Here is a 12,339-nt window from a genome sequence, read left to right on the forward strand (position 1 = left end):
GGTGCCAGTCCCCTTATGCTTCACTGCAGCAAGGGACAGAGGCATCTGCCGATAAACCCTTATAGCCCAATGGTTTTCAGAGGAAGTGCCAGAGCTTTAGTACGGTAAAATACTGCGGGACTGGCACCACTTCTTTGAGCTCCGCCTTCCATCCTCTTTTCGTTTTTCATTTAGCCCAAGCCTCATCTGCAATAGAACTTACTTCAGGATTAGAATGATAATTATAGTCTTTTATCCGGTTGGTGCTAAAAAACAACGTCTCCGTTTTCCCCTCAAAAAGCTTGATTGAATAGGTATATCCGGCTCCTTTATCCTGGTTTTCATCCGGTATGAATTTGACATTTTTCAGGTTGGCAAGGAATTCTTTTACTTTGGATTTTTCCTTTATGGTTTTCGTTTCGCCATTTCCATTTGTAAGGTGAATTTCCGTCACCTTATTCAAATTTTTCCCGTAAATTTCAGAAAATGTTTCGGTCTGAGGCATACAGCCGGCTGCTATGCCTGCTAACAGAATCGCCGATATAAGAATTTTTTTCATGAATATCCCCTTAAATAATCAAACTTGTTCAAAAAATCAAACAATTGTATACTATATAAAACAAATTGAAGGAGCAGAGATGATTGATATTCAAAAGCAGATTTCGATGAATCTAAAACGGATCCGTAAGATGAGGGGCTTAAGTCTGGACCGGGTTTCCGCCCTTTCCGGGGTGAGCAAAGGAATGCTTTCCCAGATTGAGAACGGGGATTCGAGCCCTACCGTGTCCACTCTTTGGAAAATTGCCAATGGTCTGGAAGTCTCTTTTTCTTCTTTAGTCGAAGAAAAAGAGAGTGAGGTTTCAGTTGTTAGGGGGATAGAAGCAGCGGCGATTAAAGGAAATGAAGGTTTGTATCAAGTATTCTCCTATTTTCCTTACGAGGAATCCCGCCGGTTTGAAATTTACCGGATGGAGCTGCTGCCAGGCTGCCGTCAGGTATCGGACCCGCACCATGGAGGAGCAGAGGAATATTTGTATGCGGCAGAAGGCAGTATTTCAGTTGAAATTGGAAGCCGGGTAATCACTCTGGGTAAAGGGGACGCATTGAGATTCAGGGCTCACGAGAATCATATTTATGAAAACAAGACCAATGATAAGGCGGTTTGTCATCTGCTAATCTATTATCCATGATAGGAGGGGATCGTATGCAGCCAGCTGCTGCATATGAAAGAAAATCATCGTTCGGAGAAGGGATGCAGGCGGGCATTTCGATTGCGGTCGGGTATATGCCGGTTGCCCTGACGTTTGGGTTAATTGCAAAATCAACCGGCTTAAGTTTGGCTGAAGCGGTAATGATGAGCTTGTTTGTTTTTGCGGGAGCGGCTCAATACATATCATTGAATCTGATTGCAGCCGGAACGGGAGCTTTTGAAATTGTCTTTACCACATTTATTTTGAATATCCGCCATTTTCTGATGGCTGCATCTCTAAATGAGCGGGCGGAGGAAGCTCCTTCATGGAAAAAAGCTTTATACGCATTCGGGATAACGGATGAGACGTTTTCGGTTGCATCGCTGAAACAGGGCAGGCTCACGACTGGCTATATGTTTGGATTAATTTTCATTTCTTATTCAAGCTGGGTTGTGTTTACCGGAATTGGCCACTGGGCAGGAAACCTGCTGCCGGTTCTCCTCCAGGAGAGCATGTCGATTGCTTTGTACGCACTTTTTATCGGTCTCCTTGTGCCTTCACTAAAAGGACAGCGCAAAGTCATGGTCCTTGCGGCAAGTGCGGCCGTCTTTAATTCCCTCCTTGTTCTATCTGGATATTTATCAGGAGGCTGGTCAATTGTGCTTGCCACGCTTATCTCTGCTATAGGGGTCGAACTGATCTGGAGAGGGAGAAAGGAGGCAACGGAAAATGAGTGAATCCATGATTCTCCTTATTGCAGGTATGGCAGTGGCTACCTACATTCCAAGAATGGTCCCTTTTCTTGTTTTCAGAGGTTCGGCTCTCCCGGATTTCCTGCAGAATGTATTGAAAAATGTCCCTTACGCCATTCTTGGGGCATTGATTGTTCCCGCCATCTTCATGACGGATAAAGGATTTATATTCGGTGCTGTGGGAGCGGCTGCCGCATTCGCGGCCGGGTACCTTGGCTGGAATGTTATTTTCGTTGTGCTTGCTTCAATTCTCGCAGTCATGGGATACGCGTACTTTTTTAGCTGAGCAGTTCTATTTAGGCCCTGTTTGACTTACACTAGTACAAACAGGGCTTGGTTCATGAGGAGGACGGCAGCATGCGAAGATGGCTGACTGCATCGGTACTTGGTTATTTTCTGTACGGCCTTTTTATTTATTGGTATTTATTTATGACGTCAGATGGAGCTCTCCCGCAGCATTTGGAAGGGACACCGGCTGATCCGAAGACTTTTATGAATGGCAGGGAGCTGCTGCTTTCTGAACAATATTCGAAAATAAAAGACTTTCTCTTTTTTGTGACAGCACCATTTGAATGGTTTTTGTTTTTAGTCATGCTCATAACCGGACTTGCGCGCAAGTTTCAGCATTGGGCAGAAGGAACATCCCGTTTTTTTGCAGTGAGAACCGCCATCTTCTGGTTCTGGGTTTCGCTTGTCATAAGTACAGTGTCTCTTCCAGTTGAATACATCAGCTATTATTTATCCAAATCCTATCACATTTCCACACAGACCTTTCCGAGCTGGATGAAGGATCAGCTGATTGATTTTTGGACAAATTACGCCATTATGGTCCTGATTGTGGGAGTACTCGTCTTTCTAATCCGTAAATTTCATAAGCGCTGGTGGCTGGCAGCATGGGCGCTGTCGGTTCCGTTTTCCTTATTTATGATGTTTCTGCAGCCAGTCGTTCTCGACCCTCTATACAATGCCTTTTACCCTCTTAAAAATAAAGATCTGGAGACGAAAATCCTGGAAGTGGCAAAGCGGGCTGATATACCAGCCGAGCATGTGTATGAAGTGAATATGTCCGAGAAAACGAATTCGATGAATGCATATGTAACAGGAATCGGCTCCAACTCGAGAATCGTCTTGTGGGATACCACGCTTGAAAAGCTTGATGAAAAAGAAATTTTGTTCATCATGGCCCATGAGATGGGGCATTACGTAATGAAGCATATTTACATCGGAATCGGTGGATATCTGCTGCTTTCGTTTGCAGGGCTATTCCTCGTCAAACAGCTAATGGAGTGGCTGATCAGTCAAAGAGGAAAGAGGCTGAACATTCAGTCCTCTGGACAGCTGGCTGCCATGCCTCTTTTCTTCCTGCTGATCGGGGTGCTTTCCTTTGCATCCAGTCCACTGACAAACGCAGTTTCCCGCATGCAGGAAAAATCTGCGGATATGTATGCAATTGAAATGACCCGGGATAAAGAGTCCGCGGTTCAAACCTTTCAGGCGCTCTCTAAAAGCAGCTTGAGCCGGGTGAATCCGCCTGAGCTTGTAAAGCAATTCCGCTACACCCACCCAACGATGGCCGAGCGGATTACGTATATGGATGAATTGGTTATCCTCGAAAATAATAAGTAGCATGTTGGAGTGTGCAATCCTTAAGTGGGTTCGCACTCTTTTTCATACGAAAGGAAAAAGGGAATGGGGGAGGAAGTGAAGAAAGTAGTATAGTGGATCATTCGAGGGGGGATGGAATGAGAACAGCTTTGCCGTCGCAAATATTTTTGAATTTCTCGGCAAACGAATGCAAAGGCTCAAGCAGGCTGTACGAAATCCTGTCAAAAGAGATGGCTCAAGACGAAGAGCTGCTTGTACTTTCCTTAAAAGCGAAAACGGGACAGCCTCTTCCGAATCTGTTTTTTGGAGCAGTCCATTATCTGCTGCTGAAAGGAGCAGATCACAGGCTTTATGACATTTATCAAAATCCTGTGGATGAGGAGATCTGGTTTCCTATGTTTAAAGAGTTTTGTCTTGCGCATAAAAAAGAAATTGTCCTTTTGCTTGAGACGAAGCTTGTCCAAACGAATGAAGTGAGAAGATGCGCTTATCTTTTTCCTGTTTTTCAATACATATATGAATGGACGAACAAACCGCTTGCCTTGCTTGAGATAGGTACGAGCGCCGGACTGCAGCTGCTTTGGGATCAGTATGCTTATTCGTATGGAACGGGAGAGGTGTATGGGAACACCACAGCCGATTTGCGAATCCAGTCGGAATGGATTGGGGGAAAAGAGCCTTCTTTGAAAAAGCACGTTCCTCCGGTCTCTGTAAGAATGGGATTTGATTTAAATATTGTGGACGTAAAGGATCCAGAGGAGTACTTGTGGATGAAGGCACTCATTTGGCCCGAACACAAAGAGCGTCTCACTATGTTTGAGCGGGCAGCAAGCTTAGCGGGTTCGCAGCCTGCCCATTTTATTGAAGGGGATGGGACGAAGCTGCTGACATCTTCTGCTGAAGCCGTGCCAGCTGATTCCGTCATCTGTGTGTTCCATACACACGTTGCTAATCAACTGCCTGACGAAGCAATAGAGCGGCTGCTTTCAAGCATACAGGAAATAGGACGGAGACGGGATGTGTTCCACCTCTACAATAATATAGAGGATCGCTTTCTGCACTTAGATTATCGGCTGGATGGGAAAGAGTATACGAATACAATAGCGGAAACCGATGGCCATGGGCGCTGGTTTAAATGGCTGCTGGAAATATAGCTAACTATAGGAGGCATACATAATGAAGGTGATTCAGCTTGGAAATGAACGGTTTAAGGAAGCGATCAAGCTATCAGAATATGCATTTATTTATAAGGTTCCTGAATCCGAATTGGAAGAAAGACTGAAGGGAATGGAAAGGCATCATCAGCTGTTCGGAATTTTAGATGAAGAAGAGCTTGCCGCAAAGTTCCATTTTCTGACCCATGATATTTATTTTAATGGACAAACATTGAAAATGGGCGGATTGGCCGGTGTGGCGACCTATCCTGAATACAGGAGACAGGGGCATGTCAGAGAAATGCTGACGTTTGTTCTTGAAAAAATGAAGAATGAACAAATAACGGTATCCATGCTTCATCCGTTTAACGTTGCGTTTTATCGAAAATACGGATGGGAGCTTTTTAGCAGCCGCCAAAAGACGACGTTGTCGGCAGGTGACCTGAAAATTCACAAGCATGTCAAGGGTACGGTTAAGCGCTACAACAAAGAAACACATAATGAAGATATTGAGCAAATTTATGAGTCCTTCGCATCCCGCTATACCGGGATGCTTGTCCGTGACCGGGAGTGGTGGATGCGTGCCATTTATGATGAGGAAACAACTGCCGTTTATTACAATGAGAACGGAGAGCCAACCGGATACATTCTCTATCAGTTTAAGGAAAAGAAACTCCTTGTAGATGAATTTGTTCCGCTGGATCCGGAAGCAAGACATGGCCTTTGGAATTTCATTTGCCAGCATGATTCGATGGTTAAAGAAATAGAAATGGACACCCATGAAGCGGAACCGCTCTTTTTTGCCCTGCCTGAGCCGAGATTAAAAACCGATCGCAGACCATACTTTATGGCGAGGATTGTAGACGCGGAAGCGTTTCTTGCAAACTATGCATTTACGCCTGGAGCAGAGGTACTGGTTCATGTAACCGACCATCATGCACAGTGGAATAACGGATCATACTTAATTGGACAAAACGGAGCGGCTAAAAAAATATCAGATGCTGAAGCATTAGCATCAGATCTTGAGGGAGTAGATCTTTCCATTAACGCACTGACAGCCAGTCTCTTTGGCTACAAAACCCCTTCAGAGCTTTTTCAGCTTGGACTGGCAGAAGGCAGCGCTGAAGAAATCATGCTGATGGAAAAAGCTGTACCTAAGCATGAGCCATTCTTTTATGACTTTTTTTAAATAATGATGAAAGAGCAGGAGGATTCTTACATGCTACCAGGCAACAAGATTTACCTTAGATTCTTTACACTCGAGGATGCCTCTGAAAGGCTTCGTCTGCAGCTGGAAAACAGAGCTTTTTTCGAAAAGTTCTCTATGGAGCGGCAGGAAAGCTTTTATACTTTGGAAGCCCAGGAACAAGCGATTGCCAATCAGATTGAAGGCAGGGAAAAGGATGAGGAATACCAATTTGGTATTTATACAAAAGACGATGTCCTTATTGGAACCATCAACCTCTTCTTCGTTGCGCGCGGAGCGATTCAGAGCGGATTCATCGGATATTTTCTTGATGAACGGTTTAATGGCAGAGGGTATACAACAGAAGCTGTAAATTTGCTTGTTCAATACGCATTTGAAGAATTAAAGCTTCACCGGATTGAGGCGGGAGTGATGCCTCACAACATCGGTTCCATTAAGGTCTTGACCAAGGCCGGCTTTCATAAAGAAGGTCTGGCGAGAAAAAATGTGAAAATCAATGGCAGGTGGGAGGATCATGAGCTGCTGGCGATTGTGAATCCGAAGGACTGAAATAAATACTAAGATTAGCAGCACAACCCAAGGACATGGATTGTGCTGCTATTTTTATGCAGAGGTAAATATACGGTGACTGCCCCTGGAACGTTGAGTCCGCACAGATATGGTTAAACACCTTCGAAAAATAAGGTACATTGCTGCCGCTATTTTTCGGAGGTTTTTTTGCGTGGCAGTACTGCGTGACACTTCAATTTCCTATTGTTAGTTTTTTACAAAATCAACTTTTAAAAAAATAATTCTACAAAGTTATCAAAAAAGTGTTTCTTTTTCAAATAATCTGTTATATATTAATCTTAGATTTTTAAATCTGTATTATAACAATTTGGAGAGGTGATATTCGTGGCAACCCAAACAGCCGGTATTCGAGTGATTGGGGAATGGGAAGATGCATACAAGGATTTGCTCAAACCTGAAGCCCTCGCATTTATCGGGCAGCTTGAAGAAAAATTCGGGCCCAGGCGCAGAGAGCTGCTTCAAAAAAGGCAAGAACGCCAAAGTCAGCTTCAAGCAGGAAAATTATTTGATTTTTTGAAGGAAACCGAAAGCATTCGAAACGGACAGTGGACCATTGCTCCGCTTCCGGACGATCTTCTGGACAGACGGGTTGAAATCACAGGCCCTGTTGACCGGAAAATGATCATAAATGCTCTGAACTCCGGTGCGAAAGTCTTTATGGCTGATTTTGAAGATGCAACCTCGCCTGCCTGGAGCAACATGATGGAAGGGCAGCTGAATTTAAGGGATGCGGTTCAGCGGACAATCCGTCTCCAACAGGCGGACGGAAAAGTTTACAAACTGAACCCGCAGCCTGCTGTCCTAAAGGTCCGTCCAAGAGGCTGGCATTTGGAAGAGAAGCATGTCCTGCTTCATGACGAGAGGATTTCGGGCAGTTTGTTCGATTTTGGATTGTATTTTTTCCATAATGCACGGACACTCATTGAGAACGGAAGCGGTCCATACTTTTATTTGCCGAAGCTTGAAAGCCATCTTGAAGCAAGACTTTGGAATGATGTCTTCATTTTTGCGCAAGAGGAGCTTGAAATTCCACGCGGCACGATAAAAGCAACGGTACTGATTGAAACGATACCTGCAGCCTTTGAAATGGATGAAATTCTTTATGAACTGAAGGAGCATTCAGCGGGCCTTAACTGCGGCAGATGGGATTATATCTTCAGCTATTTAAAAAAGCTCTGCGGCCAATCGGATGTGATTTTGCCAGACCGGGCGCAGGTGACCATGACCTCTCCATTTATGAGAGCGTATTCTCTGCTTGTCATTAAAACGTGTCACAAGCGGAACGCTCCGGCAATAGGGGGAATGGCGGCACAAATCCCGATTAAGGACAATGCGGAAGCAAACGAGGCAGCGATGAACAAGGTGAAAGCTGACAAACTCCGCGAAGCAAGCGACGGTCATGATGGCACATGGGTTGCTCATCCGGCACTCGTCTCCATTGCATTGGATGTGTTCAATGAATACATGCCGGGCAAAAATCAAATAGAAAAGCAGCTTGAAGAATTGGAAGTGACGGCATCCGATTTGCTTGAAGTACCCGGTGGAACGATAACAGAAGCAGGTCTTAGGATGAATATTGATGTCGGCATCCGCTATCTGGCTTCCTGGCTTTCCGGTAGAGGAGCCGCCCCGATTCATCATTTGATGGAGGATGCGGCCACTGCTGAAATTTCCAGAGCCCAGGTTTGGCAGTGGATTCGGCATGATAAAGGGATTCTGGATGACGGAAGACCGGTGACGATGGAGCTTTACGAGCAGCTTAAGAGGGAGGAAACGGCGAAAATTGCGGAAGAACTCGGGGATAAGTTCTATACGCAAATGAAGTTTCCAGAAGCCGCTGATGTATTTGACGAATTAGTAAAGTATGACGAATTTACCGATTTTCTGACACTGCCAAGCTACGAAAAAATTTAACGAAAACAAAGGGGATGGATTTACATGGGGAGAAATGAACGAATCAATCAGCTGAATGAACAGTGGGAGATGGACAGCCGCTGGAAGGACGTTACCCGCACATACACGGCAGAAGAAGTAATCAGACTGCGCGGCTCACTTGATGTGGAGCATACTTTGGCAAGACGCGGCTCTGAAAAGCTTTGGGATATGCTTCATAAAGAGGATTATGTGCATGCACTTGGCGCATTAACGGGGAATCAGGCAGTTCAGCAGGTGAAGGCGGGCTTAAAGGCCATCTATTTGAGCGGATGGCAAGTAGCGGCCGATGCCAACCTTTCTGGCCATATGTATCCGGATCAAAGCCTGTATCCGGCCAACAGTGTTCCAAGTGTTGTAAAGCGGATCAATCAGGCGCTGCAGCGCGCGGATCAGATTCAATACTTGGAGCAAGAAGGGGAGATTGACTGGTTCGCCCCGATTGTAGCTGATGCGGAAGCAGGCTTTGGCGGGCAGCTCAATGTATTTGAGCTTATGAAGGGCATGATTGAAGCGGGAGCGGCAGCTGTCCACTTTGAAGACCAGCTTTCCTCTGAAAAAAAATGCGGGCACTTGGGAGGCAAGGTTTTGCTTCCAACCCAAACAGCGGTGAAGAATCTTATATCCGCAAGACTTGCAGCAGATGTAATGGGTGTACCAACCTTGATTATTGCGCGTACGGATGCGGATGCGGCTGACCTGATCACAAGCGATGTTGATCCTGCCGACCACCCGTTTATCACAGGGGAACGCACACCGGAAGGGTTTTTCCGCACTAAATCAGGCATTGACCAGGCGATAGCACGAGGACTTTCCTATGCGCCTTACGCGGATCTGGTCTGGTGTGAAACGAGCGAACCTAACCTTGAACAGGCTCAAAAGTTCGCGGATGCTATTCATGAAAAATTCCCTGGCAAGCTGCTTGCCTATAACTGCTCGCCATCCTTTAACTGGAAGAAAAAGCTGGATGAAGCGACGATTGCAAGCTTCCAGAAGGAACTCGGCAAAATGGGCTACAAATTCCAATTTGTTACACTTGCCGGCTTCCACGCTTTAAATCATGGCATGTTCGAGCTTGCCCGCAAATACAGAGACTACGGCATGGCCGCTTACTCCGAGCTGCAGCAGGCTGAATTCGGCAGTGAACAGTACGGCTACACGGCAACCCGCCATCAGCGCGAGGTCGGTACTGGGTACTTTGATGAAGTATCGCAAACAGTTAGCGGAGGAACCTCCTCTACTACGGCATTGAAAGGATCAACAGAAACAGAGCAGTTCACATCTGAGACAACAACTGTATAAGAGGTAAGAAGCGGGCGTGTGTGACGACCGCTTCTTTTTGTTTGTGGGATTTGCGGCAAGAGGTACGGGGAGCTGCATGTCGATTGCAGGACGTAATTTGCTGCTAACGGGCAATTTTTTGACGATAACGGGCAATTCCGTGTCGATTATGGGCAGGTTCATGTCGATTACGGGCAAATTCATGTCGATAACGGGCAAAACGGTCATGATCCCCCTATCGGCCAGGCTCGCACCAAACAAAAAAGCCGATCCAAAAGGATTGGCTTCGTTATTGTAGACAGTGAATCACGTCGGCGTATTGCTTGGATAAATCCATAAATAATGGCTTGTTTCTTTGATCGAGAGCATCATTGATTTGAGTTTCGAGGAGCGCCAGTTTTCGTTTCAGTCCTGCTTCGTCCAGAATCATTTGAATGTAGATATCCAGCATTGACGCGGCTTCTGCTTCGTTCTTCATTGTGTGACGGGACTTCATAAGCTCTGCATACGATTTTTTGTTTTTCATAGGATCACCCCTGATGCCTTTTTCTTATTATATGGACTGAGTGTAAGAAAATCAACTAAATATTTATAATTTTTAGATAATTTATATTCGAGGTTATATTTTGCATTAGATCTGCAGTAAAATCGCAATTTGAATTAATTTTTTGTTAAAAGATTACATTTCTATTAGGTTTATGTAAATTTGTGGATCCGTGTAAGGTCGGCGTGGTAAATTTTTCTTGGTTAAATATACCTAACAAATTCGAGGTGAATCAATCATGGAAAAAATCAGTCAATATGAGGCAAATCGGTTAACAATGGCAATTTTAAGTAATGAAGGGATCGGATCATCTTTTGTTTTGGAGGTGGAAAAGGAATATGAGGTTTCCATGAGACCTTTGGATATCGTAGATCGGAGCTGCCGTTATTTTGGGTCAAGCTATCAGGGGAGAAAGACTGGCACGAAGGACACGATCGGCATCACCCATAAGCCTCCGATTGTTGTAGACGCAGGAAACTCCATCTATCTTTTCCCGACAGCCGCATCTTCCAGACCGCATTGCTCCTGGATTTCTCACCAGCATATTGAGGACTTTTCACCAGCTGGGGAAGCAGAAACACTTGTAATATTCTCAAACCGTAAATCATTTACCCTGCCTGTATCCATCCACTCTTTTGAAAACCAGCTTTATCGTACCGCCCAGCTTCGTGCTGTAATTTCATCCAGGGTGGAAAATGAAAAACGGTTATTCACCCAGCTTTTATACAGCAGAAGTCCAGGCGAAACGTTTCATACTTAAACCTTAACCAAATACTCCGTCAGCAGCTCGCACACTTTATTGCGGATCCTGGGATTAAAATAGTTGTGCTGTTCCTCATATCCCTGGTAGAGGAAGGAATACATCGTAAACGCTTCGTCATGCTTGATTTTGGTGACTTTTATTTTCTGGCGGTGAAGCTCCCGTTTGACCTGCTGAAGATCCTTTTGGGCAAGCTTGAGGGATTCTTCGATCAGGTGAAGGTATGGCTGCTTCAATTTGAATGGGCTTTTTTCAACAACGGAGAGATCGCGGTTCAGGATAGAGATGGTCATGGGCAGGTAGATGGCCTGGTCGATCATATCTCTCACTTCTTCAGGTATTCTTGTCATGTTCATTGGCCTCGCTTTATCCTCTGTTTTATCCTCTTTGACAGGCGGTCGTTCACCTGATGCAGAAATTTCAGGACAGAGAAGTTCTATCTTTTATTATAGAACATTTGTTCGTAATTTATTCTATTCCGATTTAAAAAAAATTTCAATAGTGATTTCATTTCCAGCACCTGCTTATTTAAGTTTTCCCCGAAAAACGGTAAAATAGGAGGATACATAAATCTTAAGGAGCTTGGAATGGACCTGCATACGCTGTTTGATTCGTTTACTTTAGAAAAAATGATGAAAATCTTTGAACAGTACCGCTCATTCGGGCCCCTTCTTGGAATAGGCCTGCCGATGCTTGAGGCATTTTTACCCTTCCTTCCGCTTGTCGTTTTTATTGTGGCAAATGTGAATTCGTTTGGCTTTGGCCTGGGCTTTTTTTTATCATGGCTTGGGGCATCAGCTGGTGCTTTCATTGTTTTCCTGCTGGTGAGGAAATTTGGACAGGAGCGCTTTTTCCACTTTTTAAGCCGGCATAAAGGAATCAGCCGGATGGTAAGCTGGGTAGAAGAAAAGGGATTTGGCCCGCTGTTCATATTACTGTGCTTTCCGTTCACTCCTTCAGCCGCAGTGAATGTTGTCGCCGGATTATCAAGGATCAGCATCTGGAATTTTATGCTCGCTGTTTTTACCGGAAAGCTGGTTATGATTTTCATTGTGAGCTATGTGGGCCAGGATTTGCACGCCCTGATCACAGACCCGATGAAATCGATAACGGCTGCTGCGGTTCTCTTGGTCATGTGGATTGTCGGCAAGATTCTCGAGAAAAGACTGAACACAAAAATGGGTCGGAAATTGGACAAGCGGTAAGCTCGGATGATGATACGTCCGGGCTTTTTATATCTCAACTCAAAGTGAAAAAATGAGCCCTTTTAAAAAGATATGCAGTGGACTTGTCCATTTATTTGGAAGATGAAAACGAACATGTATTCGTATATAATGAATACATGTATTAAAAAGGAGGCTGTTT

The 12,339-nt window shown here is 44.9% G+C and carries 15 protein-coding genes; 12 read left to right on the forward strand and 3 right to left on the reverse strand.

Annotation, left to right across the window (positions count from 1 at the left end; all coding sequences use genetic code 11):
- Positions 1–166: 166 nt before the first annotated feature.
- Positions 167–538, reverse strand: coding sequence for a hypothetical protein (locus tag WCV65_RS06215; protein ID WP_338780917.1), 372 nt, complete (start codon positions 536–538; stop codon positions 167–169).
- A 79-nt stretch (positions 539–617) separates the two neighbouring features.
- Here WCV65_RS06215 and WCV65_RS06220 point away from each other — a divergent pair, with 79 nt between their 5' ends.
- From WCV65_RS06220 to WCV65_RS06265, 10 genes are all read left to right on the forward strand, one after another.
- Positions 618–1,169, forward strand: a complete 552-nt coding sequence (locus tag WCV65_RS06220; protein WP_035413779.1) for an XRE family transcriptional regulator — start codon at positions 618–620, stop codon at positions 1,167–1,169.
- A gap of 14 nt (positions 1,170–1,183) precedes the next feature.
- Positions 1,184–1,906 carry an AzlC family ABC transporter permease gene (locus WCV65_RS06225; RefSeq protein ID WP_338780920.1) on the forward strand — a complete coding sequence of 241 codons (723 nt, stop codon included), beginning with the start codon at positions 1,184–1,186 and terminating at the stop codon, positions 1,904–1,906.
- On the forward strand, positions 1,899–2,207 hold the full coding sequence (locus WCV65_RS06230; RefSeq protein WP_035413714.1) for an AzlD domain-containing protein: 309 nt from the start codon (positions 1,899–1,901) through the stop codon (positions 2,205–2,207). Before WCV65_RS06225 ends, WCV65_RS06230 begins: the two co-directional genes overlap by 8 nt.
- 71 nt (positions 2,208–2,278) lie before the next feature.
- Positions 2,279–3,547 (forward strand): M48 family metallopeptidase, encoded by a 1,269-nt coding sequence (locus WCV65_RS06235; RefSeq protein ID WP_338780923.1) that lies wholly within the window; start codon positions 2,279–2,281, stop codon positions 3,545–3,547.
- 116 nt (positions 3,548–3,663) lie between these two features.
- On the forward strand, positions 3,664–4,680 hold the full coding sequence (locus WCV65_RS06240) for a DUF2332 domain-containing protein (protein ID WP_338780925.1): 1,017 nt from the start codon (positions 3,664–3,666) through the stop codon (positions 4,678–4,680).
- A gap of 22 nt (positions 4,681–4,702) precedes the next feature.
- Positions 4,703–5,869: a GNAT family N-acetyltransferase gene (locus WCV65_RS06245; RefSeq protein ID WP_338780927.1), complete on the forward strand. Its 1,167-nt coding sequence runs from the start codon at positions 4,703–4,705 to the stop codon at positions 5,867–5,869.
- Positions 5,870–5,899: 30 nt separating this feature from the next.
- Positions 5,900–6,436, forward strand: a complete 537-nt coding sequence (locus WCV65_RS06250; RefSeq protein ID WP_035413722.1) for a GNAT family protein — start codon at positions 5,900–5,902, stop codon at positions 6,434–6,436.
- Between the two features lie 345 nt (positions 6,437–6,781).
- Positions 6,782–8,371: a malate synthase A gene (gene aceB / locus WCV65_RS06255; protein WP_338780930.1), complete on the forward strand. Its 1,590-nt coding sequence runs from the start codon at positions 6,782–6,784 to the stop codon at positions 8,369–8,371.
- Positions 8,372–8,395: 24 nt separating this feature from the next.
- Entirely contained in the window at positions 8,396–9,691 is a 1,296-nt protein-coding gene (gene aceA, locus WCV65_RS06260) for an isocitrate lyase (RefSeq protein WP_338780932.1), read from the forward strand.
- Between the two features lie 76 nt (positions 9,692–9,767).
- Entirely contained in the window at positions 9,768–9,968 is a 201-nt protein-coding gene (locus WCV65_RS06265) for a hypothetical protein (RefSeq protein ID WP_338780934.1), read from the forward strand.
- On the opposite strand, the gene WCV65_RS06270 is transcribed toward WCV65_RS06265, so the two are convergent.
- Positions 9,960–10,196 carry an IDEAL domain-containing protein gene (locus WCV65_RS06270; RefSeq protein ID WP_035413729.1) on the reverse strand — a complete coding sequence of 79 codons (237 nt, stop codon included), beginning with the start codon at positions 10,194–10,196 and terminating at the stop codon, positions 9,960–9,962. The genes WCV65_RS06265 and WCV65_RS06270 overlap by 9 nt on opposite strands.
- A gap of 256 nt (positions 10,197–10,452) precedes the next feature.
- Between WCV65_RS06270 and WCV65_RS06275 the strand changes: the two genes are divergently transcribed.
- On the forward strand, positions 10,453–10,974 hold the full coding sequence (locus WCV65_RS06275; protein ID WP_051860895.1) for a competence protein ComK: 522 nt from the start codon (positions 10,453–10,455) through the stop codon (positions 10,972–10,974).
- On the opposite strand, the gene WCV65_RS06280 is transcribed toward WCV65_RS06275, so the two are convergent.
- Positions 10,971–11,324 carry a hypothetical protein gene (locus WCV65_RS06280; protein ID WP_035413730.1) on the reverse strand — a complete coding sequence of 118 codons (354 nt, stop codon included), beginning with the start codon at positions 11,322–11,324 and terminating at the stop codon, positions 10,971–10,973. The genes WCV65_RS06275 and WCV65_RS06280 overlap by 4 nt on opposite strands.
- A 237-nt stretch (positions 11,325–11,561) precedes the next feature.
- On the opposite strand from WCV65_RS06280, the gene WCV65_RS06285 reads away from it, so the two are divergent.
- The gene (locus WCV65_RS06285; protein WP_035413734.1) at positions 11,562–12,179 is read left to right on the forward strand and encodes a TVP38/TMEM64 family protein; all 618 of its coding nucleotides are present in this window, start codon (positions 11,562–11,564) and stop codon (positions 12,177–12,179) included.
- The last annotated feature ends 160 nt before the right edge of the window (positions 12,180–12,339 follow it).

It is taken from the genome of Metabacillus sp. FJAT-52054 (assembly GCF_037201815.1).
GTDB lineage: Bacteria > Bacillota > Bacilli > Bacillales > Bacillaceae > Metabacillus_B > Metabacillus_B sediminis.

Excerpts from the sequence above, each read along its gene's own strand:
- WCV65_RS06215 (WP_338780917.1), bottom strand. The coding sequence starts at position 538 with ATGAAAAAAATTCTTATATCGGCGATTCTGTTAGCAGGCATAGCAGCC.
- WCV65_RS06220 (WP_035413779.1), top strand. The coding sequence starts at position 618 with ATGATTGATATTCAAAAGCAGATTTCGATGAATCTAAAACGGATCCGT.
- WCV65_RS06225 (WP_338780920.1), top strand. The coding sequence starts at position 1,184 with ATGCAGCCAGCTGCTGCATATGAAAGAAAATCATCGTTCGGAGAAGGG.
- WCV65_RS06230 (WP_035413714.1), top strand. The coding sequence starts at position 1,899 with ATGAGTGAATCCATGATTCTCCTTATTGCAGGTATGGCAGTGGCTACC.
- WCV65_RS06235 (WP_338780923.1), top strand. The coding sequence starts at position 2,279 with ATGCGAAGATGGCTGACTGCATCGGTACTTGGTTATTTTCTGTACGGC.
- WCV65_RS06240 (WP_338780925.1), top strand. The coding sequence starts at position 3,664 with ATGAGAACAGCTTTGCCGTCGCAAATATTTTTGAATTTCTCGGCAAAC.
- WCV65_RS06245 (WP_338780927.1), top strand. The coding sequence starts at position 4,703 with ATGAAGGTGATTCAGCTTGGAAATGAACGGTTTAAGGAAGCGATCAAG.
- WCV65_RS06250 (WP_035413722.1), top strand. The coding sequence starts at position 5,900 with ATGCTACCAGGCAACAAGATTTACCTTAGATTCTTTACACTCGAGGAT.
- aceA (WP_338780932.1), top strand. The coding sequence starts at position 8,396 with ATGGGGAGAAATGAACGAATCAATCAGCTGAATGAACAGTGGGAGATG.
- WCV65_RS06265 (WP_338780934.1), top strand. The coding sequence starts at position 9,768 with ATGTCGATTGCAGGACGTAATTTGCTGCTAACGGGCAATTTTTTGACG.
- WCV65_RS06270 (WP_035413729.1), bottom strand. The coding sequence starts at position 10,196 with ATGAAAAACAAAAAATCGTATGCAGAGCTTATGAAGTCCCGTCACACA.
- WCV65_RS06275 (WP_051860895.1), top strand. The coding sequence starts at position 10,453 with ATGGAAAAAATCAGTCAATATGAGGCAAATCGGTTAACAATGGCAATT.
- WCV65_RS06280 (WP_035413730.1), bottom strand. The coding sequence starts at position 11,324 with ATGACAAGAATACCTGAAGAAGTGAGAGATATGATCGACCAGGCCATC.
- WCV65_RS06285 (WP_035413734.1), top strand. The coding sequence starts at position 11,562 with ATGGACCTGCATACGCTGTTTGATTCGTTTACTTTAGAAAAAATGATG.